Source organism: Paracoccus yibinensis (genome assembly GCF_030846195.1).
Classification (GTDB): Bacteria; Pseudomonadota; Alphaproteobacteria; order Rhodobacterales; family Rhodobacteraceae; genus Paracoccus; species Paracoccus yibinensis.
Map to the genome: position 1 here is coordinate 13,055 of NZ_JAVCWH010000012.1, position 25,786 is coordinate 38,840.

Genomic DNA, 25,786 nt, shown 5'->3' on the forward strand with positions numbered 1-25,786 from the left:
GACAAGCTTAACAATTTCAGGAACGTTTCAGAATGACAGACGTTCTTCAACGTTCTTTGGTGTTTTGGTGCCGAGTGTGCCGTTTCGAGTGCTGTGTTTCAACAGGCCCTGCCTTCCCCGGCGGGGCTTTTTGCTGCGCCGCAGCCAGCCCCTTGTTCAACCCCTAGCTGCGCTACCCGTGAGAAGCGGTGCCAGCACCCTATACGGCAGGACGCAAAACCATGGGTTGGTGGAAAAGGAAGGAAGGCGGAAGGACACCACACTGACCGAGACAGGCCGCAGCGCCTCACAGAGAGTCGCCAGCGGCCCTTACGCCATCATGCTCCCTTCCCCAATGTTGGAGCGTCTTTCGGCTGTCAGCCCCCTGCACAGCGGCCCACAGGATAAGGAGGGCAGCAGAGCGACCGCGGGCAGATGCCGAAAAGTCCGTGCGTGTGACCCACTGCCATTCCGATCCTCCTCCGCCTTGCAGTGGAGTGAATCAGAGATTTTTCTGACGGTCGGGAATAATCTTAACCCTTTCCTCGTATCCCTTTTGACCGGCGGCAACAGCCGGAAAGAACGGAACGAGGGACACCATGAAACAGGCGTTTTGCGCATTCCTCCTGCTGGCCGCATCTCTGGGATTGCCCGCGGTGGCGAATGTCGATCCGTCAGGGCCGGAGCAGCGGTTGCAGGTTACCCAGCTGCTTTTGGACAAGTCTTCGCGGACGCTTTACCTGCTGAGCGGCAGAAAGGCTGTTCGATCCTACAGCGTCGATCTGGGACCGAACCCTGCGGGCCACAAGCAGCACCAAGGCGACGGCCGCACGCCCGAGGGGCTTTATTACATCACCCATCGCAATCCCGGATCAAGTTTCTTCCTGTCGCTGGGAATTTCCTATCCCAACGCGCAGGACCGGGCGCGCGCCCTCGCGCTTGGCCGCGATCCGGGCGGCGACATCTTCATCCACGGCCGCGGACCCCGCGTGCAGAACCCGCCGCGCGACTGGACGCGGGGCTGCGCCGCCGTCACCGATCGCGAGATGGCCGAGATCTTCGCTTTAGTGCAGCCTGGCACACCAATCTTCATCAAGCCATAAGGATAGCTCACCTTATCGGCTGGGATATAGATAAGTGGCTCTTGGAGCCGACAGCATTTCGCATATCCCGCGGCCAGGTGGTTTAGGACCTGCTTGCCTGCTGACCAAGTGTGTTAATCCCTCACCCAAACATGGCCAGTTGCTGCGGCTCGACCCAGTAACCTCTTTGCCGCTTGCGGGATTCCAGAGCTAGCAAGGCGGCTAGGGCCTGCTCATGGGTGGCAAAACAGTCCAATCGGATCCGGCCACCCCGCCCGATCCGGCCCCATTCCCGGTAGAGTGTCCATTCCCCAAACAGATTGGGCAGCACGGCCAACCGGTAGAAGCGGGCCACATTCTTCGCGGGAACATGCTTTTCAAGGTAGGTCTGCATGAGCTTCAGAGATTGTTCAGTCCCAACATCTGGTGGATCAGATTTAAGATGAAATGATCCGGCTCTGCTATCCAGATTTTGCAGATGTATTCGTATAGGGTGAGGCCGCCGAAAGTCTTCAGCCTGCGTGCGAAGTTGTAGGCTGCCATGAAGTCCGCAAGATGCATTCGCAGTTGATCGTGGCTGTCCTAATGGAAGCGCCTGACGGTCGCGTCCTTGATTGTGCGGTTCATCCGCTCGACCTAGCCGTTTGTCGGGACAACAGTCCACTGGATTGTTGTCTGATCCTCCAAACTCCATAGATGGTTGGGTTTGGTCAGCCTGTGCTCGATCCCGTTGGCCTCGCAGATCATGTCAGCGCATCGGCCGGGAGTAGATGGTATTCCTGTTCCGAGGCTGCTCTGCGAACTGAATGCCGTTATCGGTGAGAATGGTATGAACCTGGTAGGGCACGGCTTCGAGCATATGCTGCAAGAATTCCCAGGCCGTCTTCCTGTCGGCTTTGTCGACAAGTTGGGTCACGGCGAACTTACTCGTGCGATCGATGCCGACGAATAAATACAGCTTGCCTTCAGCGGTCTGAACCTCGGCAATGTCGATGTGGAAGAACCCTATGGGGTAGCGTTTGAACTTCGACTGCTCCGGCTTATCGCCCTCCACATCAGGCAAGCGCGAGATGCCACGTCGTTGCAGGCACTGATGCAGTGCCGATCGCGTCAGGTGAGGGATGGATGGCTGCAGGGCATAAAGGCAGTCATCCAATGGCAAAAGCGTATGGCGCCGGAATGCCACGGCCATCGCCTCTTCGGCTTCAGTGAGGACGGTGGACCGCGGCTCCGACGGCCCGGTCTTCATATCCTCGACCCTTGCGCGCTTACGCCACTTCGCAACGGACTTGGGGCTGTGTCCCATGTGGTGGTGTAGGAGGCCGCGCGCGGAGCCTTTGGCGTAGCGCGAGCCGCGCGTCCGTAGGTAACGCTGGCGGTCATCGCCGATCTTCGGAGTAGGTTTGGGTTGCAAGACCTGAAACCTGGAATGGAGACGACGATGACCAATGACAGAATGGCGCTAATCGAGCTGGTTGAGAAGCAGGCTGATGGCGATCTCGTGCGCGAGATGCTGGCCTTTGCGGCCGAGCGGATCATGGAAGCCGAAGTTGAGGCGCGGACCGGGGCTGCCAAGGGGGCGCGAACGGCCCTGCGGGAGGTTCAGCGCAACGGAAAACCGCGACCGCGATTGGGACACCCGGGCCGGGCGGATCACGCTGGAGATCCCGAAGCTCCGTGAACCGCCCCGGGTTTACCGGAGAGTTTGTGGTTCAATGATTAGGCTGCTTTTTCGTCAGCGTTCAAGCTTGCGTAGAAGGCCTCCTCTGCTTCGTTCGGCGTGACGTAACCGATGGCACTGTGCAGGCGCGTCTTGTTATACCAGTCGACCCATTTCAGGGTTTCCCATTCGACCTGACCCACGGACTTCCACGGTCCGAGGAACTTTATGACCTCGGTCTTGAACAGGCCGATGATGCTTTCGGCGAGAGCGTTGTCATAGGAGTCCCCGACGCTGCCGACCGAGGTGTCGATGCCTGCCTCAGTCAGCCTCTCGGTGTATCGGATCGACAGATACTGGCTGCCGCGGTCCGAATGATGGATCAGCTTGTCAACTTCGGATGGTGCCCTCTGGCAGATGGCCTGATTCAGGGCATCGAGAACAAAACCGGTCGTCATCGAGGTTGAGACGCGCCAGCCAACGATCTTCCGGGCGAAGACGTCGATGACAAAGGCGACATACACCATCCCTTGCCAGCTTGAGACATAGGTGAAGTCGCTGACCCAGAGCTGGTTCGGCATGTCTGCCTTGAAGGCCCGGTTCACCTTGTCGTCCGGGCATGGCTGGGCGGTAGCGGGATTGGTCGTGACCACCTTCTTGCCGCGCACAACGCCTTGCAATCCCATCGTCTTCATCAGCCGCTCGACGGTGCAGCGGGCAATCTCGCGTCCTTCGCGGCGCAACTGGTGCCAGACCTTGCGCGCGCCATAACGTCCCCGGCTGTCATCGAAGGCCTCCTTGATGGCAGCCAGGTCGAGGCGATCCTGTTTGGCCCGATCCGATGCCAGGGCGGGGTCTCGCTCCCCAGCCTTGAAGCTGTAGAATGTCGATGGTGCGATCCCCAGAACCCGGCAGATCGGCCCGACACCATGGACACAACGGTGATCATCGATAAACGCGATCATCTGCGGAACGGGCGGTCGAGCTCCGCCGCTGCGAAATATGCGCTCGCCTTCTTCAGGATCTCATTGGCCTGGCGCAATTCACGGACCTCGCGCTCCAGTTCCTTGATCCGGTCCTTCTCCGCGCTCGTCAGGCCGCCGCGCTGACCGGCATCACGTTCGACCTGCTGGCACCACACGCGCAGGCTATCGGGCGAACAGCCAAGCTTCGGCGCAATCGCCCTGTAGGCAGCCGTGTCGCTGGCATAGTCGCCACGGTTCTCTCGGAAAAGCCGAACACCGCGTTCGCGAAGCTCGGCCGGATAGGCGGGGGTGAATCTCGGCTTTGACATAGGGCTCATCCTTTGAGTGTTTTACTCTCCGGTAAACCCGGGGCGGTTCATGTCACCTCGGGCTTCGGTGTCGCCGGCTGTCTGGCTGCGGCCATGGTGGCCCTCTTCATCGACAAGCCGCCTCCTGCCCTGGTGCCCTTTGATCCGACCACGGGTGCGGCGCTGCCGATGGCGAATGTCGGCACGATCAGCCTCGCGGAACGCGAGGCGGTCATGCAGTCGCTGGTCTATGCCTATGTGCGCGACCGGGAAACCTACAACCAACTTGACAATGACCTGCGTATCGAGGGCGTCTTTGCCCGCTCCACGGGTCAGGCCGCAAAGTCGTTGCAGGATCTCTGGAATGAGCAAAACCCGGAGTTTCCACCCAAAATCTACGGGGAAAACGCCCGCATCGACGTGGCCGTGTCCTCGATCTCCGACATTGGCAACAATCGTGCGCAGGCCCGTGTCACCAAGCGCCTGACCACGCTCGACGGCGTGACGGAGGGCACCTTCGTCGTCACGCTGGCCTATGATTACGACCCTTCGACGCTGCGCAGCCTTGATGGGGTCTGGTCCAACCCCTTCGGCTTCACGGTCAGCAACTACAGCGTGGCCGCCGAACGGTTCCGCGACGAGGGAGAAGCGCAATGAAAGGATGGTTGATCGCGGCCGCGCTTGGCGCGGCAATGGGGGCGGGTCCGGTTCTGGCCGAAGTCACGCCCTCGGCCGGGCGGCATGACTCGCGTGTCCGCAATGCCGTGTATCAGGACGGGCAGGTTTACCGCGTGAATGTGGGCATGATGCGCGTGACCTCCGTGGAGTTCGGCCCCGGTGAGGAAATTGTCAGCATCGTCGCGGGCGATACCGAGGGTTTCAACTTCGACGGTGTTCCGGGCGGACGGGCCTTGGTGGTCAAGCCGACCGTCGCGGGCGGGTCCACCAACATGACCGTCTATACCAACCGTCGCGCCTACTACCTGCATCTGAATGAAGTGGGCGCGCGGGCCGATTATGTGGTCCGCTTCGGCGGTGGCGTGAGCGCGCAGGCGCCCCGCACGGCGGCGGGGGAGCCGCAGAACAAGAAGCTGAACCCGACAACGCCCTGGGGCGGCTATGCGGCCAGCAAGCGCAATGCCGCCCTGCCCTTGCAGGTTTGGGATGATGGCGACTTTACTTATTTTCGCTTTCCGCGCGGCGCACAGCTCCCGGCGATCTTCAAAACCTCGTCGGGGCCGGAACGCACCGTCAACAGCACAACCCTGCCTGACGGCACGATCCGCGTGAGCGGCATCAGCCCCTATTGGGTGCTGCGCATCGCCTCGACTGAAACCGTCATCAAGCGACTGGACCCCCGGCCATGAGCGAACAGAACCAGAGCGAACAAAACCAGCCGGATCAGACCCAACCGGATCAGAACCAGGCCGAACAGAGTAAGGGCGATCAGGACAATGCTCCCAAGGGCACCCCTGATCTTGAGGACGATACCGCGCGTCTTGCAGCAGAGGTGCAGGAGGCGCGGGCCAACAACCGGCGCGGCACGGTTGGCGGTGGAAAAGGCAGGCTTCTGGCAGGCACCGCCCTGGGCGGGGCATGTGCCCTGTTCATCGCCGTGATGTTCTGGCCGCAGGCTGACTTGGCTGCGCAAGCGACCTTGCCGACCGGCCAACCTGCCGCGTTCCAGACGAACGAGGAACCCTTTGCCCGGATGCCCCTGCCCGCGCGGCGTGAGCCTGAACCCAATCCCCGGATGCTGGCGCAGATCGAGGCATTGGAGGCGGAAATCGAGCGGCTGCGCCAGCAGCCGCAGCAGGACGTGGAAATCACCGTAGAAGACGATGTGCCGCCGGTCGAGGACGCGCCGGTCGTCAGCAATGACCCTCAGATCGACAGTCTCTTGGCACAGGTCAGCCAGTTGCAGGACACGATGACCTCCATGCAGTTTGAAAATGCCAACATGATTGCCGACCGCGACCGGCAGCTTGCGCAGCTTCAGGCGCAGCTTGACGCGGCGCGGATCACCAGCGGAAACCCGGACCTTGGCATGGTGGACGGGGAAGTTGATCGCCGCCGTGAGGCCGAAGAACTCTACCGTGCCCGCGCCGCCTCGCCTATAATCGCCTTTGGTGGCGGTGCTTCGGGCGGCGGCGGTGCGGCAGGCGTTCCAGGTGCGATGGAGGCGGCCGCGGCCATGCCCGGCATGGAAGGGTTAGACCCCAACCTGCGCAACCAAAGCCAGAACGAACGCTTTGCCCGCCAGCAGGCGGCGCGGGCGCCAGTGGAGCGGGCCAAGGTCATTGCCAGCCCGGCCAATACGGTCCTGCAGGGCACGATGATCCAGGCGGTGCTGGAAACCGCCATCAACACCGACCTGCCGGGGGCGATCCGCGCCTTGGTCTCGGAGGATGTTCATTCCTATGACGGATCGCGCATCCTGATCCCGCGCGGGTCGCGGGTGATTGGGGCCTATAACGACAACACCGACCTCGGGCAGCGCCGCGCGATGATCGTCTGGAACAGGATCATCCTGCCCGACAACCAGACGGTGGAAATCGGGGCTTATGGAGGTGACGCCATTGGCCGTTCGGGCTTGGGCGGGGTGGTGAACACTCATTTCGGCGCGCGCTTTGGCTCGGCCGCGCTGATCAGCCTGATCGGCCTCGCGCCTGCGATTGCCGTGGCTGATGACGACGACGACAGCACATCGGATGTGGCGGAAGCCATGTCGCAGAACATGATGGAGGCCACCTCCAGCGCCTTGGATGGCTACCTGAACCGCCAGCCGACCATTGCCATCAAGCAGGGCTCGCTTGTGACGATCATGGTGGATCGCGACCTGGAGATCCTGTGATGGGTTGGCTAGCTCACAAGCTGGACCGCTTCAAGTCGTGGCTGGATGATCCGGCCACGATTGAAGTCTCGGTCAACCCGGATCGCAGCATCTGGGTCTTGAAGCGCGGCGACGTGCATATGAAACCGACCGGGGAAAGGGTTGAACCGGGCTTCGGCCATTCCCTTGCCAACCAGATCGCGGGCGAGAACCAGGCGCAGACCGGGCGCGACAAACTGCTTGTCTCCGCGACCGTGGCCTATAATGACCGCCCGATCCGGGCGCAGGCGGTTCTTGCGCCTGCCACGCCGCAGGAAGCCGCCCTGTCCTTCCGTCTCTTTGCCGCCCTGCCCATAGAGGACATCGAGCTGCGGTTCCTGCATGGCAAGCAGGTGGCCCTTGATGCGGATCGGAAAAGGCGCAACGCCAGCCTTGCCGAACTGATCGAGGCGGGCGACCTGATGGGGGCGCTGCGCTTCTGCGTGACCCACAAGCTGAACATCCTGATCTCGGGCGGCACGGATACCGGCAAGTCGGTGGCACTGCGCAAGATCATCTCCATGATCCCGCAAGACGAACGGATCATCACCATCGAGGACGCCCGCGAGCTGTTCCCCGACCAGCCGAACACGGTGTCTCTCATTGCCGATCGGGGCGGCAACACCAGGACGCCCGACATGCTTCTGGAAGCCACGCTGCGGATGCGGCCGGATCGCCTGATCGTGGGCGAGGTGCGGGGCAAGGAAGCCATGACCTTCCTCGAAGCCGTCAACACCGGGCATGGCGGTTCGATGACGACGATCCATGCGGAAACGCCGGAACTGGCGCTTGACCGGCTGGCGATTGCCGCTGGCCGTTCGGATGTTCGCATGAGCTACAACGATCTGCGAAACTATATCCTTCGCACCATCGACGTGATTGTTCAGACGGGACGAATTGGGGAAACGCGCGGCATCGCGCAGGTTTACATTCCGGCCATAGGAGACGCGGCATGAAATGGGTGATTACGGGTATTCTGGCTGTTTCGGGTGCTGCGGCTTTGGCGGGTGGCACCATGATCCTATCGAATGGCGACAGCGAAGCGTCTGCCGCCATGACCATGCCAAGTGAGGCAATGGAAGAAGCTGGCTACCTGACCTTCTCCTTCAGCACTGGCGGATCTTCGGTCACATTGGACCCGTCCAAGGCACAAAGCGACATGCGGGTGGACTCGGCCCAGGCGAATGATCCTGCGGGGCAGCCGGGCTACACGACCTTCTCGAATGACGGTGGTGGAACGCCACGCGGTGGTGCTTATACCACGCGTGGTGGCTGCGCCGCCTACCGCGCACCCGAGGTTGAACATCGGGCAATCCAGGGTGCCGCCTCGCTGCGCTTTCTGGAAAGTGCCTATATCCATCAGGTCGCAGCAAGCATTGAGGCGACAGGCGGAAAATGCACTTGCGAACTTCGGTTCCCAACTTGGGATGCTGCCTTGGAGGAATTGGAAACGCGGTTCATGACCTTGCCAAGTGACGAAAGCAGCGCATGGGTAAGAGATTATGCCAATTCTGATCGTAGTCGCCTGACGCGCGAGGTGGATAAGCTTTGCAAGGCGCAGGGGGTTTACTGATGGGGGTCATCGAGGAGTTCGTCAGTCGCGCCCAAGGCCAGCTTGACGATGTAGCACAATCCAGCTTCGGGGCTGTGCTGGATGGGATGGGAGCGCTTACTGCAACGATGGCGACGCTTGCCGTGGTCATGCTCGGCGTAAACATGGTTCTGCAATACCGGCCCATGTCGGCCGGGCAGATCGTCGTCACCTTTATCAAGCTGATCGCGATAGGCAGTATCGGGTTGGTCTGGGGCCAGTTCAACTTGATCGCCAGTGCCGTTGAAGGCGGCGTGGACAGCATTGCCGCCAATCTGCTCGGAAAGTTCGGAGGTGGCGAAGTGCCTTCTAATAATCTCGCCGGTGCCATGGATGACTTCATCACCTCCTTTTCCGACAAGGCAAACAAGGTCATGGAGCCGATGGGCTGGATGGGTGGTGCAATCATGAGCGTGCTGATCTTTACCAGCATGGGCACACTTGCCGCCCTGGCCGCGCTTCTGCTGATCTTCGGTCAGGTCATGGTGACGATCTATCTTGGCATCGCACCCATCTTCATTGCCTTGAGCATGTTCGAGGTCACGAAGGACTACTTCAACCGTTGGCTCCAAGGCGCAGTCAGCTACATGCTCTATCCGCTCGTCACGGCCATCATGCTCGGCGGGCTGATCCGCATTGTCTCGGGCTACATGACCTCTCTCGACACATCGATAACGGAAAGTGTTTCCGACTTCATCCCGTTCATCGCATGCATGGTCATCATGACCGTTTGCACGCTTTGCATCCCCATGATCGTCAGTTCCTTGAGCGGCATGATTATGTCCGTCACGCCCACGCAAGCCGCTATTGCGGCGGTCGGCGCGAAGGCGGCTGGATCTCTCGCCGGAAATGCGGCCGCAGCCAGCCCTCCGGCGCGCGCCGCCGCTTTCGTTGGACAGAAGGCGATGCAACAGGGGGCAAACTATGGTGAACTTGCCTTGGCAGGATCGCGCAATCTGGCGCACCGAATAGCCGAACGAAGTGCGAAATATTGAGACACGATCTATGCGCTAAAAAGTCGGTCAGGCGCCCAACTAGCAAAGCAAAGCTCTTCTTGATCTAGGCCAATAATTGACGTTCTTCAGCATGGGCATTGAGGCCTTGTACAAGGGCGCAGGGACATCCTGTAAACAGGCGCCGGTCGATCTCACAATCTCTTTCGCGATACTCTTATGATATTCGATAGCTACCAGATATCTTTTCTTGCATCAAAGGGAGACTGGTGCTGGAACGCATTGCCGAAGTGGCAGCAAAACAGGAAGACTATATCTCGATTGAGCACTGGCCCATTCTGTTCGCGTGCTGGACCTGGGTCTCGACATTTGACGCTCACGTGCCGTGTCTGCGGCCAGCAGCGCCTTGCCAGAAGGGACAATGTAGAAGGTCAGCGACACTGAACTTGACTGCTCGACCAGTGCCCTTTGCGCAGCCTTGCGGCGCAAAGGGCCATCCAGGGGGGCAGCCGGAACGGGATCTTACTCGGTCGTCTGAGAGGGTCCTGCGGCCTCTGGAGACACCTGCGTGTCCAGATCCGGCTCCGGGCTGCGATCCTTGGCCTCGTCCGGAGTGGTGTAGTCTTGGGGCGCGGGCTCCCTGTCTGCCGCTGCACCGACCGGTCCAGCCTCTGACGCAGCCCTTGCCTTGCGTCCTCGGGTTGCCTTTGTCGCCTCGCCACTCTCGGTAGCGGCCGCTTTCGGTTTGCGGCCCCTGCCCGATGCTGATGCCGCCGCCGGGGTTTCAGCTGCGGCCTTGGGAGGACGGCCGCGTTTTGCCTTTGGCGCTGCAGGCTCGTCGCCTGCCGCAGCCTTCGGCTCGCGGCCTCGGGTCTTGACCGGCTCCTCCGTGGCAGCATCCACTGTCGGACCGGCTTCCGGTCCCTGGCTTGCCTGTGCGGTCTTTCTGGCTTTTGTCGCTGCAGCCTTCGGCTTTGGCTTGCGGCCCTTCGTGGCCGTGTCGGCCGAGGTGAGGGACGCTCGGGCCGCGTCTTCCGCGTCGATTTCGCGTTCCGCCTGCTGCCAATGCTGCGCGTCCCGGCCATGGGGCCGGCCCTCCATCTCCCAGAGGGAATGGGCGCGTTCCTCGATCCGCCGTGTGCGGTCTTCCATCATGATGAATCCTCGTGTGTGCGATCAACAACGTGTGGCCGTTGGATCAGGTTTCGGATCAGGACAGGTTCAGGTCGGCTGACCTTGGGGGTGACATGCCTCCGCCAGCTTGCCAACATTGTCTGCAGCAGTCCTCCATCTGCGAAGGGCAATTGCAAGGGGTTGCCTGTGCTGCAACCGTGCTCAGGATGTTTCGGGCACCCCAGGTTCTGACGGCCCCTTCAGCGCGGCCTTGTCCTGCAATTCCCTGGCCAGCCGCGCTTCCCGAAGCCTTTGGACCTTTTCCGCCCCCGCCGCCCGAACAGCGTTGATCTCCTCGAAGGCACGATCACGTGCGGAAGGTGGAGCCTGCAGTTTGCCGAAGACAAGCTCGGCCTTCAGACGTGCGTCACTGCGGTTCTCGGTCATTCCTGGTCTCCCTTATGGCCTTGCTGAGCAGTCGATCATGAAAAAAGGCCAGGCAACATGCCTGACCTTGCCCTGTCGTGAGTCCTCACCAGAAGCAGCGGGATGATGAAGAAGGGCGGCACTCTCGCTCACCCTGCTTGCAGATTGCCGGCCGACATCTTGCCCGAGCGTTTGTCACGCTCCAGGTCATAGGACACCTTCTGGCCGTCGACCAACTCGGCCAAGCCCGAACGCTGGACCGCCGAGATATGCACGAAGACATCTTGCCCGCCGTCGTCGGGCTGAATGAAGCCAAACCCTTTGGTGGCATTGAACCATTTTACAGTGCCTGTGGCCATGATGGACCCTTTTGGAAGAAAATCATTGAACGCTGAGGCAGGCCGCAGCGGAAGAAGTTTAGCAGGTATCATCCCAGCCGGATGTTCGGGTTGAGGCATGCGCATTCCCTTGGCGCATACCCCAAAGTCAGAGCGAACCATCAGATCGCAAAATCCTCGAGCGACTTTCCGGCTTCCAGAGCCTCGGCAATCCAGCCGGGCTTTCGACCACGACCGCTCCAGGTCAGCTCAGAGTTTTCCGGATGGCGGTATTTCGGCTCGGCCTTTTGCTTGGCGGGCTGAGCGGCCAGCATGTCTTCGAGCGAGGCAAAGCCGGCGCCCTTTGCGATCTCGGTTGCCTTCTGGATGGCGTCCTTTTTGCGGCGGTTCTCGAAATCGGCAATGGCGGCTGCGGATTTCTTGTTGATCTCTTTCAGCTGCTCAAGGGACAGCTCATTATAGTTGATATCCATGATGATCTCCTTAGATGCCTGTCGCAATACAGAAACATTTCCTGACAAGAAAGCCTCTCATCTGCCGAGTATGACTGATCTTCAACGAAAAAATTGGATCACCTAATGTCGAGCACGATCCAGGCAGGCGCATGATCGCTGGCTTTTGGCTGAGCTCGCATATCCCGGTCCACGCCGGCATCGTTGAGCTGTGCTGCCAAAGCGGGCGAGAGCAGCAGGTGATCGAGCCGCAATCCGGCATTCCGCTCCCAAGGCCTGACGCAGATAATCCCAGAAGGGATAAACGGGCTTGTCGGGATGGATTGCCGCCATTGCGTCACACCAGCCCTGTTTCAGAAGAGACGCATAGGCTTTTCGAACCTGCGGCAAGAACAGAGCATCATCCTGTCAGAGATCCGGATTATAGACATCCCGTTCGGTGGGAATGATGTTGTAGCCCCCAGCAAGGATCACCAGGACATCCAGGGCGACGAGCTGTTTTGCATTGGTGGTGAACTGCTTTGGCCAGGCGAGTTTGTAACCCCATTTTAGCCCCGGTGCGGGATTGCCATTGGGGCATAAAGACAGAGCATGCTGGCCGTCCCCCTGCCGGAGAGCTCAACGGTCTAATCAGCCCAGCTCTCAGCCTTGGGATTGGTAAGTGGGGCAGATTTCCGGGCAGCTCGGCTCAGACAGGTTTTCCAGCGACAAGCCTTGGGCGCACCAGGAGGCACTCTGCCGATCGGTTGAAGGCGAGCCGATGATATAGGCAACCTCGGTCGGCAGGGATCACTTCCGGTAATCGGCCAAGCTCAACTCCTCCCACATCCAGCCGAAATCATAATCCGCAATGGTTCCTTCCGCCTGGCCGGCGCTGCGGTTCTCAAGATACTTCAGCCATTCGATCACCTTCTGGCGTCCGGCTGGCGTCCGGGCCGCCTGGCGCGGGGATTTGCCACCCAAGGCCGGGATCGGCGCATCCAGCGTTTCGCGGTAATGGCGGTCCAGATGGTCCCACATCAGTTGTTGGGCGATCTCTGGTGGGATTTCGACAGCGTCCTTTTCCGCATCTGCCTGGCGCTGATCAGCCATCATCTGCTCGACTGTCCGAATGGTCGTGAGAGGCTGCTTGATGCGGTCCTCGAGGGCGTTCGTCACCAGCGTCCTGATCTTCTCGGCCCGCTCGGCAGAGTTGACGCAAACCAGCAATCCCTTTCCCTTCAGCTCCAGAGAGCCCAATACCGTGGCGCCTTCTATCTGCGTATCAAGCATGAGGCCCTTGGCCTTGCGCCTGCCGCGCCTGGAGGGCGCGAGCCAGTTCCAGAACTTGCCGCCTTCCGGTGCAAAGCCTTTGACCTTGTCCAGCTCCGCAGCCACGGCTTTCTGCGTCACGCCACTGGCCAGCGGGAAACGCAGATCGTGGAACACCACCTCGTCTCCATCGGAATTGCAGAAGCTGGGAAGCACCGGCGACAAGGCATTGTTGATCTCGGTGATCAGCCAAGCCGTCGTGAAGATCGGGGCGCAGCCCAGACGTTGATCGCGGCTCAGGTGCAGCGCATCGCGCTTCTTCACCTTCAGAACATCGCGCAGGCCAGACATGAGGAAGTCTACCGCTTCCTGCCGGAACGGCAGCAGCGCCCCGGAGATGACATGGTGGTCTCGCTCGCGCACCATACGGACAGCGATCCGGTCCCATTGCTTCAGCGATCGTGAGGCGGACTTTTCCCGCACAGTGATCGGATCGGCATCGGAGAGCAGATCGCGCAGCATCATCGAGGCGCCGGGTTCGACATTGCTGACTTCGTAGAGGCTGACCGGCGTGTCCCCCAGTGCCGCGAAATACTCCCGGTTCAACGCCGTTTCCTTCCAGCCGCGCCGTTTCAGATAAAGATCGACGATATTGCCATCGGCATAGGTCCGCGACAGGAAATCCTCAAACCCGCAGCCCCAGAGCACGCCCGACCATTGATCTCCCAGAAGCTCAGCCAGATCATCGTGATCCATTTCGAACTCTTCGAGGGCGGGCAGAAGATGTTCGGCCACGACGTCCTGCAGCCGCTCACGCCAACTGCCTTCGCGGCTAATGAATGCCAGCAGATCGGAAATGTCGTTGCGCTCGGCCATCCCCACCCTCGAATTTGGACTGCTATCTTCTAGCCGAAAGGCTGCCGCGCGAGCCACCTGAGAATTGCAATGAGCGTGTTACAATTCCTCAGCGCCGCAAGTGCCCTTCCGGAGCTGGTCTTGAAGCAGTGGCAGTCGTTTTCAATCTCCGAAATCTGGCAGCCATGATGTTGCCCGACGAGAGCTTCGCTGATCTCGGTAGCGGCAAGATCGAAGTCGAACACGCCCTTGTAGGCCCGGCGACTTTCTCCCGGAACTCGTTGCCGTTTGGCCCACCTGAACGACACTGCCCGGAAATCTGCCCCAGTTACGTGGGATTGTTCAGTCCCGCTCCAGAAAAATAGACAATAATATCGCCCTGCATGCTGCCTACGCCGCATTTATGACCGCAGTTGCGGATCAGAGATCAATCTAAGGATTGTTCATCTATATACGGTAATCTCTACCTATCGGCAGCGCTTCCTGGGGGTCGTCACAAGCCCGCTCTGCGTCCCGAAAGGCTGAGCTCAAACGGCTTTGGACTACAGGAGTGTTGCGCTGAAAGGAGGAACAGGCCTCCCCCTGCCCTTCTCGAAAACAGCATCAATTTACGACACCTGACTTTGTAAACGTTCGCAAACGGCCGTTTCCTAATATCTAATGGTATTGTTAAATCCCAACCTATGGCTGCAAGCGATTTCGGCGGCGGCGTAGCTTCCCACCCGACGAGGCAAGAACCGAAAAGGCCTGCTCTGCCGGGCAGGTTTTTCGATTTGGCGCTCCTGCACCGAGGGATTGATGAGTATCGGCCCGCCGAGCTATCGGGGTTCGGTGGGCCTGTCAGCAGCTCCGGCAGGCCAGGAAAAGCAACCAAACGGCATCAAGAATGCGTTTGCGGATCGAGCACATCTTCGGCGCACAGACCACGACATAGGCGGCACATTGGTGCGGAAGGGGCGGCATTGTCCGGACAAGGCGAAGATCGGCATGAAGAACTTCGCCTACAACACGCGTCGACTCGGCCAACTTCGCCGCCTAAACCTGTTTCCGCGTGACCCGGGGCACGGAATACAAGCCGCAGAGCACGAAACGCTCCGCCTGACAGGCGGAGCACCAAACACCCCAGAGTGGGCGACGACGCCGGTTGGCCTTATCAGGCGAACAAAACTAGGCCTCCGACAGCGCTCCGCGGGTCAGAAAACGCTTGAAAATCGAGGTGCCCTTTACATGGTCGGTCATCTTGCGGCTGCCTTCATGCCTTCGGATCTGGCCATGGTTGGAATTGCAACCCGCGGCCAACGTAATACTTCATTTTGAGGAACGCCAAGTCGGATTCCCAATCTTGTATTGCGTCTCGGTATCGATAAGGGTCGTGTAGATAGCGCAGGCTGGCGTTTGAGGCGATAACATTGGCAACCTTGCGAAGACGTGTCGAACTCAACGGAGTTCCGTAATCATCACCGAATGTGCTTGCGACGATGGCAGGAAGCCGCTTTTCCATAAAATCGGATAGGAATTGCTGTCTTCGCTTCTGCGGCCATCCTTCCGTTTTCCCCACTGTATAACCGAAAAGCTTGAGCGCGCTGAAGGCCCGGAAAATTCCATCTCCATCAAGCCCGTTTCCGGATGATGAAGGCGGCTTATTGACGACTGGCCAAATCCACTCGGGTTGCACAGACTCTTTCGATGGCAGCGGAGCCACTGGAACTACTGGGGCAAATGGGTTTTTGTATCCAAAAGGCAGGTAGGCACGGTCTGCTTCCCGTTGAACAAGTACACCCATTGTCCTGATGACATAGGCCTTGGCGGCATCGATATTCTCAGGCCGCTGATCCACAAGTGTGGTAACAAGATCATCCAAGAAATCTCGGAGGCAATCATAGTTTTCGCCCTTATGAGTGAATTCTTTATTAAGGCGCACAGCTTGTCGAGCGGATTTCAGCCTTTGTTTCCCATAAAAGACTTTATTCATTATCAGGATGCCTCATTCCTAGCGGTCATCTTGGTATACATGTCAAAAAGTTTCTTAAGTCTTTCAGTCCGAAGGTCGCCGTGCCCAGCGCCTGGACTAGGATGTCGTGGCCCGGTTCAAGGCCAGTGCCCTGGTTGGCAGACCCAGATGAACCGTGCCTTGCGCGATGCTGCCGGGCTGTGATTGAGGGAGAAGCTTTCCAGCCGAGCGGCGAGAACTCGAAAACAGACAACACAAAAGGCCGCTCGGCTGATGGGATAGTTATGCCGGAGGGGAACGCGTCCAACAACTTATCTAAATGGACAACTCTAAGTTGATTTTAGAAGGAGCTTTGCTCGCCGGGGTTTGGGACGGGTCCAAGACCTTGTCCCTGCCTTGGGTAGTCAACCCCCGACTGATTGCGGCAGACATGAAGAAGGCAGAACGAAGCCCCGCACAGCCTGTGCAGGACCTGAAGCAGGAGCAGGACGAAACCGGCTGGCAGACAAAGAAGCCCCCCGATGGGAGCCTGACACGCTGCACCGGGGGGCTTGCAGGGGCGGGGCTTAGGGCTTCCCAGAACAGGCGAAGGAAAGCCAGCCCGCGTCCCTGGCTGACACAGCAATTCTAGAGCAGTTCAGAAGCCTAGAGGAGTGGGTTTCTCGGAACATGCTTAATGCGCTACCAAGCGCGTTTCAAAGAGCTATGCGAGAGTTTGGGTGACGCGGCCTAATCAAGCGGCGCGATTTTCGGCGACGCTCGCGGCGACACCGTCGGTGAATGTGACGCCTTCGATGACCAAAGGCAACTGGTTCGCCCCCTTCAGGCGGCGCCACGTTTTGGCGGCAGCCTGAACGAGCTTGAACACCATCAGCTTCGCCGTCTTCTGCGAGAGCGCACCCTTGGTTCGCACGGTCCGGTGCCGAACGGTAGCGAAGACACTTTCAATCGGGTTTCCCGTGCGCAGGTGATCCCAGTGATCGGCCGGGAAGTCGTAAAAGGCGAGCAACGCTTCGCGGTCCTTGGTCAGGCAGGTTACTGCCTTCTCGTACTTGGCGCCGTATTTCTCGGCAAAGGTGTTCATCGCAGTTGCCGCTGCGGCGCGAGTTTCGGCCTGCCAGATCTCGCGCAGGTCGGCCTTCACCGCCGGCTGCATGGATTTCGGGAACTTGTTGAGCACGTTGGCGGTCTTGTGAACCCAGCATCTTTGATGGCGCGTGCTCGGAAAGACCTCGTTAAGCGCCTTCCAGAACCCCATGGCCCCATCGCCGACGGCAATCTCGGGCGGAACCCCGAGGCCGCGTGCCTTGATGTCGACCAGGAGCTCGCGCCAGCTTTGTGCGCTCTCGCGCACGCCGACCTGGAAGCCGACGAGCTCCTTTTTCCCTTCGGGCGTTGCCCCCAGAATAACCAGCATGCATTCGGCCTGCGGCTCCATCCGAGCCTGCAGGTAGACACCGTCCGCCCAGATGTAGACATACCGCCGGGCCGAGAGATCGCGGCGCTGCCAGCGGTCGTAATCCTGCTGCCACTCCCCGGTCAGGCGCGAGACCACATCCGGTGACAGGTTCGGCGCATCCTTCCCCAAGATCGCGGCAAGCGCCTCCTGGACGTCCCCCATCGAGATGCCACGCAGGTAGAGGACCGGCAGGAGGGCATCGAGGCTGCGCGAACGCCGCGCCCATTTCGGCAGGATCGCAGAGGTGAAGCGGATCTTCTTCTCGGCCGGCTGATCGGTGGCGCGGTCGCGCACCTTCGGGCGCTGTACGTCGAGCGCACCGATTCCGGTCAGGATGCTGCGCTCCGGCCCGTAACCGTGCCGGACAACCCGCTGGCGGCCGTCTGGCAGGATCTCTTCGGCATGTTGCGCGACGAAGGCGTCGGCCTCGGCCCGTAGCGCGGCAGCCAGCATCCGGCGTGCCCCATCGCGAGCGATCTCGGTCAGCGGGTCCTCAACAGATTGCGGCTGACGAAGGGGGATGATGTCTGTAGTCTTCTCCATGGCGTATCGTTCCTTTTGGAAGTTCTGGCAGGCTTCAGCACCCGCCACGATACGCCGCCCTCTCAAACCCCGTCACCCATTTCCCCGCATAGCTCCGTTTCAAAGGGCCGACCGCGGAGCAGGAGCAGGGGGGAAACCGGCTAGCAGACAGCGAACCCCCTCGGTGAGAGCCGGACATGCTGCACCGAGGGGGGTTACAGAGGTAGTCAAGGGCTTCACCGGGTCAGAGAAAAGGAAGCCACCATGACCGTCTGCACAGCGATCTAAGCACAGTTCCCAGGAGCCGGGGAGAGGCTTTCTCGAAACGTGCTTAACCTAAGGTAAAGAGTGCTTCGAAAGGCAGCGGTACACTGACCTACAGGTAAGGTCTCCCTTAAGTTGCAAGTCACTGAGATACTTAAATCTTCAGAAACTTTTAGAACGGAAAGGCGTTGTTTAGCATTACTGGACTTTGTTACGCGAATTGCGGCATTGAAACGCTCAGTTTCAAGAAACCCCGCCCGGGAAGGGGCGGGGTTTTTTGCTGCGCCATGGCCAGAGCCTTGAAACCGGCAAGGAACAGCCGACGGGCGTAAATTCCTCAGCCAACAGGATTGTTCTGCAATAAGGTGCCAGGCGTTTCCGAGTACCTGGGTTCAGAGTGACTGTCCCGAGTGCCTGGTTTTGGCAAAAGCTCCGCCCTTTCGGCGGGGCTTTTGCTGCGCCGCAGCCACCCCTTACTTAACCTGAAGCTGTGCTACGCCTGAGAGAGGTTTTATGACACGGCGGCGGGGAGGGTGGAAGATCGCGGCCCGGTTGTGAGGTGGAGGGGCCTGCTGCCTTTTCTCCGACACTGAAACCGTCGATAGTCCTCCTTGGCGGCAAGGAGGTTGGATGCGTGGTTTGGCATGGGGACTTTGCCTCGGCAGCCTGGTCTTGGGCCTGGCATTCGGGTTTGTTTTGTTCACTGCCCTGGCAGACAGCCGCCATGTCTGTCCCGACGGCAACCAGTGCGCTGATGCGATCAGCGCCGCAACGAACAGCGGTGTGCTCACGACGATCTGTCTTGGGGTCGCCCTGATCGGCCTGTGGTGCCTGAAAACCACCTCAACCCGCAAGGCCAAAGACTTGCCCGGCATGGTGGGAGCCTTAGTTTCTCTGTGGTTCGCTTTAGCGGTCGCTTCTGATCCCGCTTATGCCGAGAGCGAACTCCCCCCGCCGGACGTCATTGCCTGCCTGAAGGCCGTTCAGCCGCTGGATATGGGCTACCGGAGTTGGATGGAGCAGCGATGTGCATCCGTCGCCTTTGAGATATGCACGAAGGTTGATGGGGAGACAGGATCATGCCTGTCCGATGTGATTGCTTCCATGCGCCTGTTCCATGACAGCCTTATGTCGGTTCTTCCTGCTGAAATTGATGGCTATGGATTTCTGCCAAGCCGATATGAACGCACCCTGGAAAGCACACGCGACACGTTTGACGCTGTCTCGGGGTGTGATGGCCAAAGCGGCTATGCGCACACCCGCTGCGAATTCGTTGCGCTTTCCATCGCCACCTTCGAGTCATTCTACCTGGCTGAACTGGCCGATGTGGAAATCCCCTGACAGATGTTTTCGAGGCTCCTGATCCACTGCGATCTGTAACGCTTGCCAAATATATGTCGAGGTGTTCCTGGCACCATTCGGCCCAGGAAGTCTGCAGGGCGGCGTATTCGTTGTGCTCGCCTGTGGCGGCCTTCAGCTCGTTCAGGGGCTTCTGGGTGGAGAGGGCGAGGCAGAATTGTCATTTGAAATGACAACCTACCTGTTCCATCCCGGATGATCACATAGACCCTCGCCGGTCTGCCCTGTTCATGGCAAGGTCGCTCCTGCGCGATGTTCGGGAGGGAGTGGGAGCATGCTGATCTCTCTGCACAAGCAGGCGACGACGACGCCGAAGATCCGTGCCGCGATCTAGGCCAGCAGCGAACCGGCCTGGCGGGTGGCCGAGCGCTACGGGATCTCCGAGCAGACGGTCTGGAAATGGCGGGGTCGCGACGACGTGCACGACCGGAGCCACACGCCGCACCGCTTGCAGACGACGCTGACGCCTGCGCAGGAGGCCGTCGCGGTTGCCCTCCGCAAGGCCTTGCTCTTGCCGCTCGACGACCTGCTCGCGGTGGTGCGCGAGTTCCTCAACCCGCATGTCTCGCGCTCGGGACTCGACCGCTGCCTGCGTCGCCACGGGGCGGGCAACCTGCGGGCGCTGAAGCCGAAGGAACCCAAGCCCGCGCACGGCACCTTCAAGGCCTACGAGCCCGGCTACCTGCACATCGACATCAAATACCTGCCCCAGATGGCCGACGAGGATCGCCGCCGCTACCTCTTCGTGGCCATCGACCGGGCCACGCGGTGGGTCTTCGTGCGCATCTACCCGGCGCAGACCGCGGCCAACGCACGAAGGTTCCTGCGCGATCTGGACCGCGCGGCCCCGATGAAGATCACCCGCGCGCTGACCGACAACGGCAAGGCCTTCACCGACCGCCTGTTCGGCCTGCGCAAGCGCGCCGCCAGCGGACAGCACGAGTTCGACACCCTCTGCGCGGACCTCGGGATCGAGCACCGCCTCGCGCCGCCGATGCGGCCGCAGACTAACGGCATGGTCGAGCGCTTCAACGGCCGGATCGAGGAGGTCCTGCAGAGCCACCGCTTCCACAGCGGCGAGGACCTGGAACAGACCCTCCTGCGCTACGTCCACCTCTACAACAGCCAGCTCCCGCAAGCGGCACTCAAGGGCAGAACGCCCATCGCCGCCCTCAAGGACTGGCAACGCCAAAAGCCGGAGCTGTTCAGGAAGCGCGTATACAATCACGCGGGATGTGACACCTACCAGGCAATCCACTTTGTGCCGCTCCGCTGATTGCCATGGGCCAAGAGGCGCTGCGCCTTCTTGGATCACTCGCTAAGGCAAAAAGCGTCAAAGTTGTTTGGCTAATACGATGACGTAAGGTAAACCGAGTGATTGAGGGAGCCGCTAAGGTCTTGGGAGGGGCCTGATGACATTCAAACCACTGCGCATTCTTTTGGTCGAAGATGATTTTTTCATAGCTGAAACCTTAGCGCGCGAGATCCGTGCCGAAGGCGATACGGTGGTAGGACCGTTTGCTGATATCCATGAGGCGATCCAGTACGTCGGCCTAGTGCAAGCCGCCATTCTCGACGTCCTGGTTCAGGACGAGACGTCGTTTTCCCTCGCGGATTCCCTGATTCATCATGAGGTCCCCTTCATCTTCCTGACGGAATCTGATCCGCGGCTTATTCCTGTGCGCTTCGCGGATCGCCATATTTACGCCAAGCCCAGCCCAGCGACGCCCCTTCTGCATGATTTGCACCAACAGCACCGGGCGATTGTCTCGCAAGACGGCAATAACCTTGAGGCAGCCGTAATCGAGATGATCCATCGAGCGCGCGATCTCATGCCTAATTGTGACATCCCGCGTGATTGTAAAGCCGCTTCCTGAACAGCTCCGGCTTTTGGCGTTGCCAGTCCTTGAGCGCGTGGATGGGTGATCTACCCTTCAAAACCGATTGCGGAAGTTGGCTGTTGTAGAGGTGGACATAGCGCAGGAGGGTCTGTTCCAGGTCCTCGCCGCTGTGGAAGCGGTGGCTCTGAAGGATGTCCTCGATCCGCCCGTTGAAGCGCTCGACCATGCCGTTGGTCTGTGGCCGCATCGGAGGCGCGAGGCGGTGCTCGATGCCAAGGTCGGCGCAGAGCAGGTCGAATTCGTGCTGGCCGGTGGCCGCGCGCTTGCGCAGGCCGAACAGGCGGTCGGTGAAAGCCTTGCCGTTATCCGTCAGCACGCGGGTGATCTTCATCGGTGCGGCACGCTCAAGGTCGCGCAGGAAACGACGCGCGTTGGCCGCGGTCTGCGCCGGATAGATGCGCACGAAGACCCACCGCGTGGCCCGGTCTATGGCCACGAAGAGGTAGCGGCGGCGGTCCTCGTCGGCCATCTGGGGCAGGTATTTGATGTCGATGTGCAGATAGCCGGGCTCGTAGGCCTTGAAGGTGCCGTGTGCGGGCTTCGGCTCGCAGGGCTTGAGCGCCTGCAGGTTGCCCACGCCGTGGCGCCGCAGGCAGCGGTCAAGGCCCGAGCGTGAGACACGCGGGTTGAGGAACTCGCGCACCACCGCGAGCAGGTCGTCGAGCGGCAAGAGAAGCGCCTTGCGCAGCGCCACGGCGACCGCCTCTTGTGCCGACGTCAACGTCGTCTGCAAGCGATGCGGCGTGTGGCTCCGGTCGTGGACGTCGTCGCGACCCCGCCATTTCCAGACCGTCTGCTCGGAGATCCCGTAGCGCTCCGCCACCCGCCAGGCCGGTTCGCTGCTCGCCTGGATCGCGGCCCGGATCTTCGGTGTCGTGGTGGCCTGCTTGTGCAATGAAATCAGCATGCTCGAACCCCCTCCCGAACATCGCGCAGGATCGACCTTGCCATGAACAGGGCAGACCGGCGAGGATCTATGTGATCATCCGGGATGGAACACCTAATGAGCAATCGGCAGACCGAATTGTAGAGGGAACTCTGCTTCGGGCCATTGCAGAGACTAAAGACAATCGGATGGAAGATGATATCCGCGCCTATATGCTGAGCTTGCTGTATGACGAGTATCGCCAGCGTGGGAGACTTTGTCTTCAGTAGCCCTCGCAGTCCCCGGCTTGAGCCATCGTCGGGGTTATGTGGTCTAGGGGCCCGCAGCCGCCTTGTGCCGCACTTGGCACAGAGCTTCCGCAAGCTACCAGGCCAGTGCCTTCAAGCGGGGGCGGCAAAGGGGGCGAGGGGTTCGGCCGGCAGGACAGCGCATCATTCAGGGCGGGCTGAACCGCGCGACACGGCGAAGGTTCCAGGACGCGAAAGGCCCTTACAACCATGCCAGGTGCAAGGGCCTTCCATGAAGGAGTGCGCTTAACCCTCACCTTACCTGAACCGGGCCGTATAGCGAGGGTTCCAAGGCAACCGAAAATGTAACGGCGCCAAAGGATATATCCTGTTACAGTTCCATCACCCTCGCCATCTCCAGGCGGGCAGGAGGCTAAAAATGGCGCACAACGGCGAGACCGAGATCGAGATGGTCCAGCGTCATATCCGCCAAGGAGAGGAAAGCGTTACCTCTCAGCGCAAGATCGTGGCGAGCCTTCCACCGGACAGTGCCCTTGAAAAGACCGCGCGCCAGCTCTTGGTCCAGTTCGAAGACGCCTTGGAAAACCATCGCGCACATCTGACCCGGCTGCTGAACCAGCATCCGGAAGCAGGTCTGTAGACATTTCGCATTTCCTATCATTCAAGCCATTCAAGCCCGGTGGTTCAGATTAGCGAAGAACCAGCCTTAACCCGCTTCCACCAGAAGGGAGGGCGGGGAAGACTGGCAAGACAACTGCAGGGCAAGCTGGAGCAGCGGCAAGTGTCGGGTAGGCGACACAACGCCCTCGGTTTCCTAAATACGCTTCTTCCAAGCAGGTCTATGGAAGTATCGTATTTTTTGTCAGAAGGCTAAAAAATGCACTCTCGCCAGCATCAACCTTCTTCTCCCTTTTATGATCCTAAAAGGCGACTGACGGCCGAAGAGTGGGCCCTGATCATGAACGCCCTGCGTGCCTATCAGCACAATGATGCCTACCGCTCTCTTTATGAAAAGCTTGAAGCTTGGTCGATATCCCCGGTGACAGCTGAGCAACGCCTGTCCTCGTCCAGCCGGCCAAGAGCAGTTTTGCCTTCGTGTGACAGGGTTTGAACCTGCGGCATCCGACATCCAGAGCCGGCGTGCTATCCAAGCTGCACTACACCCCGCAATAGATTTCCGCTCTCTTGCGGGGCGGTCCCAAAACTGGCATCGCTATAGAACCTGGAGCCTTTTCCTAAGTCGATTGTTGTCACAAGTCCGGTGAACGACGTCATGAAGCCGTTACACCGTCTGGGGGAATGATGACCCGTTCCGAATTGATTGAGCTTCTTGCTGACGAAAACCCGCATCTGTTTCGCCGTGACGTCGAGCGGATCGTAGACACAGTTTTCGATGAGATCATCGAGGCCATGGCGCGCGGCAATAGGGTCGAACTGCGCGGCTTCGGGGCTTTTTCGGTAAAAAAGCGTGATGCCCGGAACGGCCGCAATCCCAGAACGGGGGAAGCGGTCGACGTGGACCAAAAACATGTGCCTTTCTTCAAGACAGGAAAGCTGTTGCGTGATCGGTTGAACGGGCGCGCTTGACTGCCGATACGGCTTAAGGCTGCCCACACACGCCTATGCCCGGATCTTGTAACGCTACTTTTTGGAAACCGCACCTTCAGCGCAGATCCAGGTGGCCGGAGCCACAACTTTGCACACGTAAGGCGGATGATCATTTGCCCAGGCCAAGCGGTTCGACGAGACCTTTCCCGCCTTGGTCGAGGCCATGCGCAAGAATGGAGGGCGTCTAAAAAGCGGACAACCTGAGGGTTGCCGTGTCCCTGCGTCTGAACCAAAGCGTCATGGCTCGGTTCAGGCCAGCGGGCTTGGTTTGCAGACCCAGATGAACCGTGCTTTGCGCGATGCCACCAGTCTGTGATCGAGGGGAAAGCTTTCCAGCCGAGCGACAAGAACTCGAAAACGGACAACACAAAAGGCTGCTCGGCTGATGGGATGGTTATGCCGGAGGGGTAGGCGCCGGCAACTTATCTAAATTAACAACTTCAAGTTGATTAATGAAGGAATTTTTCTCTCCATGGGTTTTGGCCGAACCCCAGACCTTGTCTCTACCCTGGGTCCGACTGCGTCGCGGCGGACATGAAGAAGTCAAAAGGAGGCAATGCACAGGCTTTGCAGGAGCAGAAGCAAGGAGAAAACGCACTGGCAGATAGCGCGGCCCCCCTGATGAGAACCGGACATGCAGCACCAGGAGGAGGGACAGGTGTAGGGCTCACTAGGTGTCAGTAAAAAGGAAGCCGCCGTGACCGTCTGACACAGCGACCTAAGCACAGTTATCAGAAGCCAGGGAGGGGCCTTCTCGAAATATGCTTAACCTACGGTAAAGCGCCCCTTCAGGCGGAGCTTTTTGCTGCGGCGCAGCCAGATCCTTGAAACCGGCAAGGAACAGCCGATGGGCGTAAATTCGTCAGCCAACAGGAATGTTCTGCAATAAGGTGACAGGCGTTTCCGAGGACCTGGGTTCAGAGTGACCGTCCCGAGTGCCTGGTTTTGGCAAAAGCCCTGCCCTTTCGGCGGGGCTTTTGCTGCGCCGCAGCCATCCCCTTGCTCAACCCCTGGCTGCACTGCAGCGGATATGGGGTTTTATGACACGGACGAGGAAGAAGCAGGGTCAGCCAGAGGTTGTCGGGTGCAGGTGGGCTGCGGTGTTTCTGGCACAATGCTTCCGTCAACTGCCGCGCCAGCCCTTCAAGCGGAATGGCAGGAGCGTGGCCAAACAAAGACAGCCGATCAAGCTATTTGAATCCACCCTCAGTGAACTGAGGGTGAAATATCCGGAAGCTTACTTACGTTTCTTCAATGCAGCCAATAGCCCGAGGCCGCCTATGAGCAGTGGTAATCCGGCGGGAACCGGAATTGGAGAAGGGTCTGGAGGTGTATCAGCTGCAGACAAACTGATGTTGTCAAAAGCAGCATATTCGCCTTGAATCAGATCGATTTGGAAGATTACGTTTCCATTGGTGTTACCGACAGTACTGAGGCCAAAGTTTCCGCGAGTCCAAGAAAACGTATCTCTTGCCGATGCCTGACCAGTCAGATCAAAGCTATCGAGGATTGACCCGGAGCCGATGCCAGCCACGCCACTTGGGTTATCGAAAAGAGAAAACCGGAAGATGGGCGCCTCTCCCCCAACAGGGATGAATGGTCCACTAAATGTCGATAGATCGATACTCGAAATATCGATCCCGACATTAAAGAAGTCAAAAGATCCCACATTAAAAGAAAGACCCAATCGATCATCCTGGACACGCTCAAGCATTCCAAGAGAAAAGTTTCCCCCAGTTCCTG

General features: G+C 59.6%; 23 protein-coding genes, 4 pseudogenes and 1 other annotated feature. Of the genes and pseudogenes, 14 read left to right on the forward strand and 13 right to left on the reverse strand.

Translation table 11 applies throughout. The features are described 5' to 3' along the window. Positions 1–578 precede the first annotated feature (578 nt). On the forward strand, positions 579–1,082 hold the full coding sequence (locus RAH32_RS17285) for a L,D-transpeptidase family protein (protein WP_306609560.1): 504 nt from the start codon (positions 579–581) through the stop codon (positions 1,080–1,082). A 121-nt stretch (positions 1,083–1,203) separates the two neighbouring features. Here RAH32_RS17285 and RAH32_RS17290 read toward each other — a convergent pair whose 3' ends face one another. Next, positions 1,204–1,455 carry a WGR domain-containing protein gene (locus RAH32_RS17290; RefSeq protein ID WP_306609562.1) on the reverse strand — a complete coding sequence of 84 codons (252 nt, stop codon included), beginning with the start codon at positions 1,453–1,455 and terminating at the stop codon, positions 1,204–1,206. Between the two features lie 5 nt (positions 1,456–1,460). Next, positions 1,461–2,451 (reverse strand): annotated as a pseudogene (locus tag RAH32_RS17295) (DDE-type integrase/transposase/recombinase). A gap of 51 nt (positions 2,452–2,502) precedes the next feature. Between RAH32_RS17295 and RAH32_RS17300 the strand changes: the two are divergent. Further along, positions 2,503–2,740, forward strand: a pseudogene (locus RAH32_RS17300) (transposase); the annotation flags it as partial. A gap of 40 nt (positions 2,741–2,780) precedes the next feature. Here RAH32_RS17300 and RAH32_RS17305 read toward each other — a convergent pair. Next, positions 2,781–4,015 (reverse strand): IS3 family transposase gene (locus tag RAH32_RS17305; RefSeq protein WP_306609564.1). Its coding sequence is split into 2 segments (ribosomal slippage): positions 2,781–3,724 and positions 3,724–4,015, totalling 1,236 coding nucleotides; the frame shifts between segments, so codons are not numbered across the junction. Beyond that, positions 3,612–3,728: a sequence feature (AL1L pseudoknot), on the reverse strand. It overlaps the preceding gene by 117 nt. Before the next feature lie 12 nt (positions 4,016–4,027). On the opposite strand from RAH32_RS17305, the gene RAH32_RS17310 reads away from it, so the two are divergent. From RAH32_RS17310 to RAH32_RS17335, 6 genes are read left to right on the forward strand one after another with little or no spacing between them, the layout of a single operon-like run. After that, the gene (locus RAH32_RS17310) at positions 4,028–4,651 is read left to right on the forward strand and encodes a VirB8 family type IV secretion system protein (RefSeq protein WP_306609566.1); all 624 of its coding nucleotides are present in this window, start codon (positions 4,028–4,030) and stop codon (positions 4,649–4,651) included. Further along, on the forward strand, positions 4,648–5,361 hold the full coding sequence (locus RAH32_RS17315) for a TrbG/VirB9 family P-type conjugative transfer protein (RefSeq protein ID WP_306609568.1): 714 nt from the start codon (positions 4,648–4,650) through the stop codon (positions 5,359–5,361). The genes RAH32_RS17310 and RAH32_RS17315 overlap by 4 nt, the downstream gene beginning before the upstream one ends. After that, positions 5,358–6,848, forward strand: coding sequence for a TraB/TrbI/VirB10 family type IV secretion system protein (locus RAH32_RS17320; protein ID WP_306609569.1), 1,491 nt, complete (start codon positions 5,358–5,360; stop codon positions 6,846–6,848). Before RAH32_RS17315 ends, RAH32_RS17320 begins: the two co-directional genes overlap by 4 nt. Beyond that, positions 6,848–7,822, forward strand: a complete 975-nt coding sequence (locus RAH32_RS17325) for an ATPase, T2SS/T4P/T4SS family (protein ID WP_306609571.1) — start codon at positions 6,848–6,850, stop codon at positions 7,820–7,822. The genes RAH32_RS17320 and RAH32_RS17325 overlap by 1 nt, the downstream gene beginning before the upstream one ends. Next, positions 7,819–8,439, forward strand: a complete 621-nt coding sequence (locus tag RAH32_RS17330) for a hypothetical protein (protein ID WP_306609573.1) — start codon at positions 7,819–7,821, stop codon at positions 8,437–8,439. The genes RAH32_RS17325 and RAH32_RS17330 overlap by 4 nt, the downstream gene beginning before the upstream one ends. Then, positions 8,439–9,452: a TrbL/VirB6 family protein gene (locus RAH32_RS17335; protein WP_306609575.1), complete on the forward strand. Its 1,014-nt coding sequence runs from the start codon at positions 8,439–8,441 to the stop codon at positions 9,450–9,452. The genes RAH32_RS17330 and RAH32_RS17335 overlap by 1 nt, the downstream gene beginning before the upstream one ends. 480 nt (positions 9,453–9,932) lie before the next feature. Here the strand turns inward: RAH32_RS17335 and RAH32_RS17340 are convergent, their stop codons facing one another. The 6 genes from RAH32_RS17340 to RAH32_RS17365 form a co-directional block, all read right to left on the reverse strand. Further along, positions 9,933–10,565 (reverse strand): DUF2934 domain-containing protein, encoded by a 633-nt coding sequence (locus RAH32_RS17340; RefSeq protein ID WP_306609576.1) that lies wholly within the window; start codon positions 10,563–10,565, stop codon positions 9,933–9,935. Positions 10,566–10,745: 180 nt separating this feature from the next. After that, the gene (locus tag RAH32_RS17345) at positions 10,746–10,970 is read right to left on the reverse strand and encodes a hypothetical protein (RefSeq protein WP_306609578.1); all 225 of its coding nucleotides are present in this window, start codon (positions 10,968–10,970) and stop codon (positions 10,746–10,748) included. Positions 10,971–11,098: 128 nt separating this feature from the next. After that, positions 11,099–11,308, reverse strand: a complete 210-nt coding sequence (locus tag RAH32_RS17350; protein ID WP_191313410.1) for a cold-shock protein — start codon at positions 11,306–11,308, stop codon at positions 11,099–11,101. 140 nt (positions 11,309–11,448) lie between these two features. Beyond that, complete coding sequence (locus tag RAH32_RS17355) at positions 11,449–11,760, reverse strand: H-NS histone family protein (RefSeq protein ID WP_306609581.1); 312 nt, start codon at positions 11,758–11,760, stop codon at positions 11,449–11,451. Between the two features lie 98 nt (positions 11,761–11,858). Next, entirely contained in the window at positions 11,859–11,993 is a 135-nt protein-coding gene (locus RAH32_RS17360; RefSeq protein WP_306609583.1) for a hypothetical protein, read from the reverse strand. Between the two features lie 535 nt (positions 11,994–12,528). Next, on the reverse strand, positions 12,529–13,866 hold the full coding sequence (locus RAH32_RS17365) for a DUF7986 domain-containing protein (RefSeq protein ID WP_306609585.1): 1,338 nt from the start codon (positions 13,864–13,866) through the stop codon (positions 12,529–12,531). An 832-nt stretch (positions 13,867–14,698) separates the two neighbouring features. On the opposite strand from RAH32_RS17365, the pseudogene RAH32_RS17370 reads away from it, so the two are divergent. Continuing rightward, positions 14,699–14,895: pseudogene (locus RAH32_RS17370) on the forward strand (IS5/IS1182 family transposase); the annotation flags it as partial. A gap of 202 nt (positions 14,896–15,097) precedes the next feature. Here RAH32_RS17370 and RAH32_RS17375 read toward each other — a convergent pair. Next, on the reverse strand, positions 15,098–15,817 hold the full coding sequence (locus RAH32_RS17375; protein ID WP_306609587.1) for a hypothetical protein: 720 nt from the start codon (positions 15,815–15,817) through the stop codon (positions 15,098–15,100). Between the two features lie 712 nt (positions 15,818–16,529). Further along, the gene (locus RAH32_RS17380) at positions 16,530–17,798 is read right to left on the reverse strand and encodes an IS256 family transposase (protein WP_306609589.1); all 1,269 of its coding nucleotides are present in this window, start codon (positions 17,796–17,798) and stop codon (positions 16,530–16,532) included. 873 nt (positions 17,799–18,671) lie between these two features. On the opposite strand from RAH32_RS17380, the gene RAH32_RS17385 reads away from it, so the two are divergent. The 3 genes and pseudogenes from RAH32_RS17385 (at position 18,672) to RAH32_RS17395 (ending at position 21,277) form a co-directional block, all read left to right on the forward strand. Then, the gene (locus RAH32_RS17385) at positions 18,672–19,382 is read left to right on the forward strand and encodes a hypothetical protein (protein ID WP_306609592.1); all 711 of its coding nucleotides are present in this window, start codon (positions 18,672–18,674) and stop codon (positions 19,380–19,382) included. A gap of 292 nt (positions 19,383–19,674) precedes the next feature. Further along, positions 19,675–20,676, forward strand: a pseudogene (locus tag RAH32_RS17390) (IS481 family transposase). Positions 20,677–20,812: 136 nt separating this feature from the next. Then, entirely contained in the window at positions 20,813–21,277 is a 465-nt protein-coding gene (locus tag RAH32_RS17395; protein ID WP_306609593.1) for a response regulator, read from the forward strand. On the opposite strand, the gene RAH32_RS17400 is transcribed toward RAH32_RS17395, so the two are convergent. Beyond that, complete coding sequence (locus RAH32_RS17400; RefSeq protein ID WP_306609595.1) at positions 21,237–22,208, reverse strand: IS481 family transposase; 972 nt, start codon at positions 22,206–22,208, stop codon at positions 21,237–21,239. The genes RAH32_RS17395 and RAH32_RS17400 overlap by 41 nt on opposite strands. Positions 22,209–22,853: 645 nt before the next feature. On the opposite strand from RAH32_RS17400, the gene RAH32_RS17405 reads away from it, so the two are divergent. Together RAH32_RS17405 and ihfB are read left to right on the forward strand one after the other, a co-directional pair. Continuing rightward, positions 22,854–23,075, forward strand: coding sequence for a hypothetical protein (locus RAH32_RS17405; protein WP_306609597.1), 222 nt, complete (start codon positions 22,854–22,856; stop codon positions 23,073–23,075). A 662-nt stretch (positions 23,076–23,737) separates the two neighbouring features. Next, the gene (gene ihfB / locus RAH32_RS17410) at positions 23,738–24,022 is read left to right on the forward strand and encodes an integration host factor subunit beta (RefSeq protein ID WP_306609657.1); all 285 of its coding nucleotides are present in this window, start codon (positions 23,738–23,740) and stop codon (positions 24,020–24,022) included. Positions 24,023–25,280: 1,258 nt separating this feature from the next. Here the strand turns inward: ihfB and RAH32_RS17415 are convergent. After that, positions 25,281–25,730 (reverse strand): hypothetical protein, encoded by a 450-nt coding sequence (locus tag RAH32_RS17415; RefSeq protein WP_306609599.1) that lies wholly within the window; start codon positions 25,728–25,730, stop codon positions 25,281–25,283. Positions 25,731–25,786: the final 56 nt, after the last annotated feature.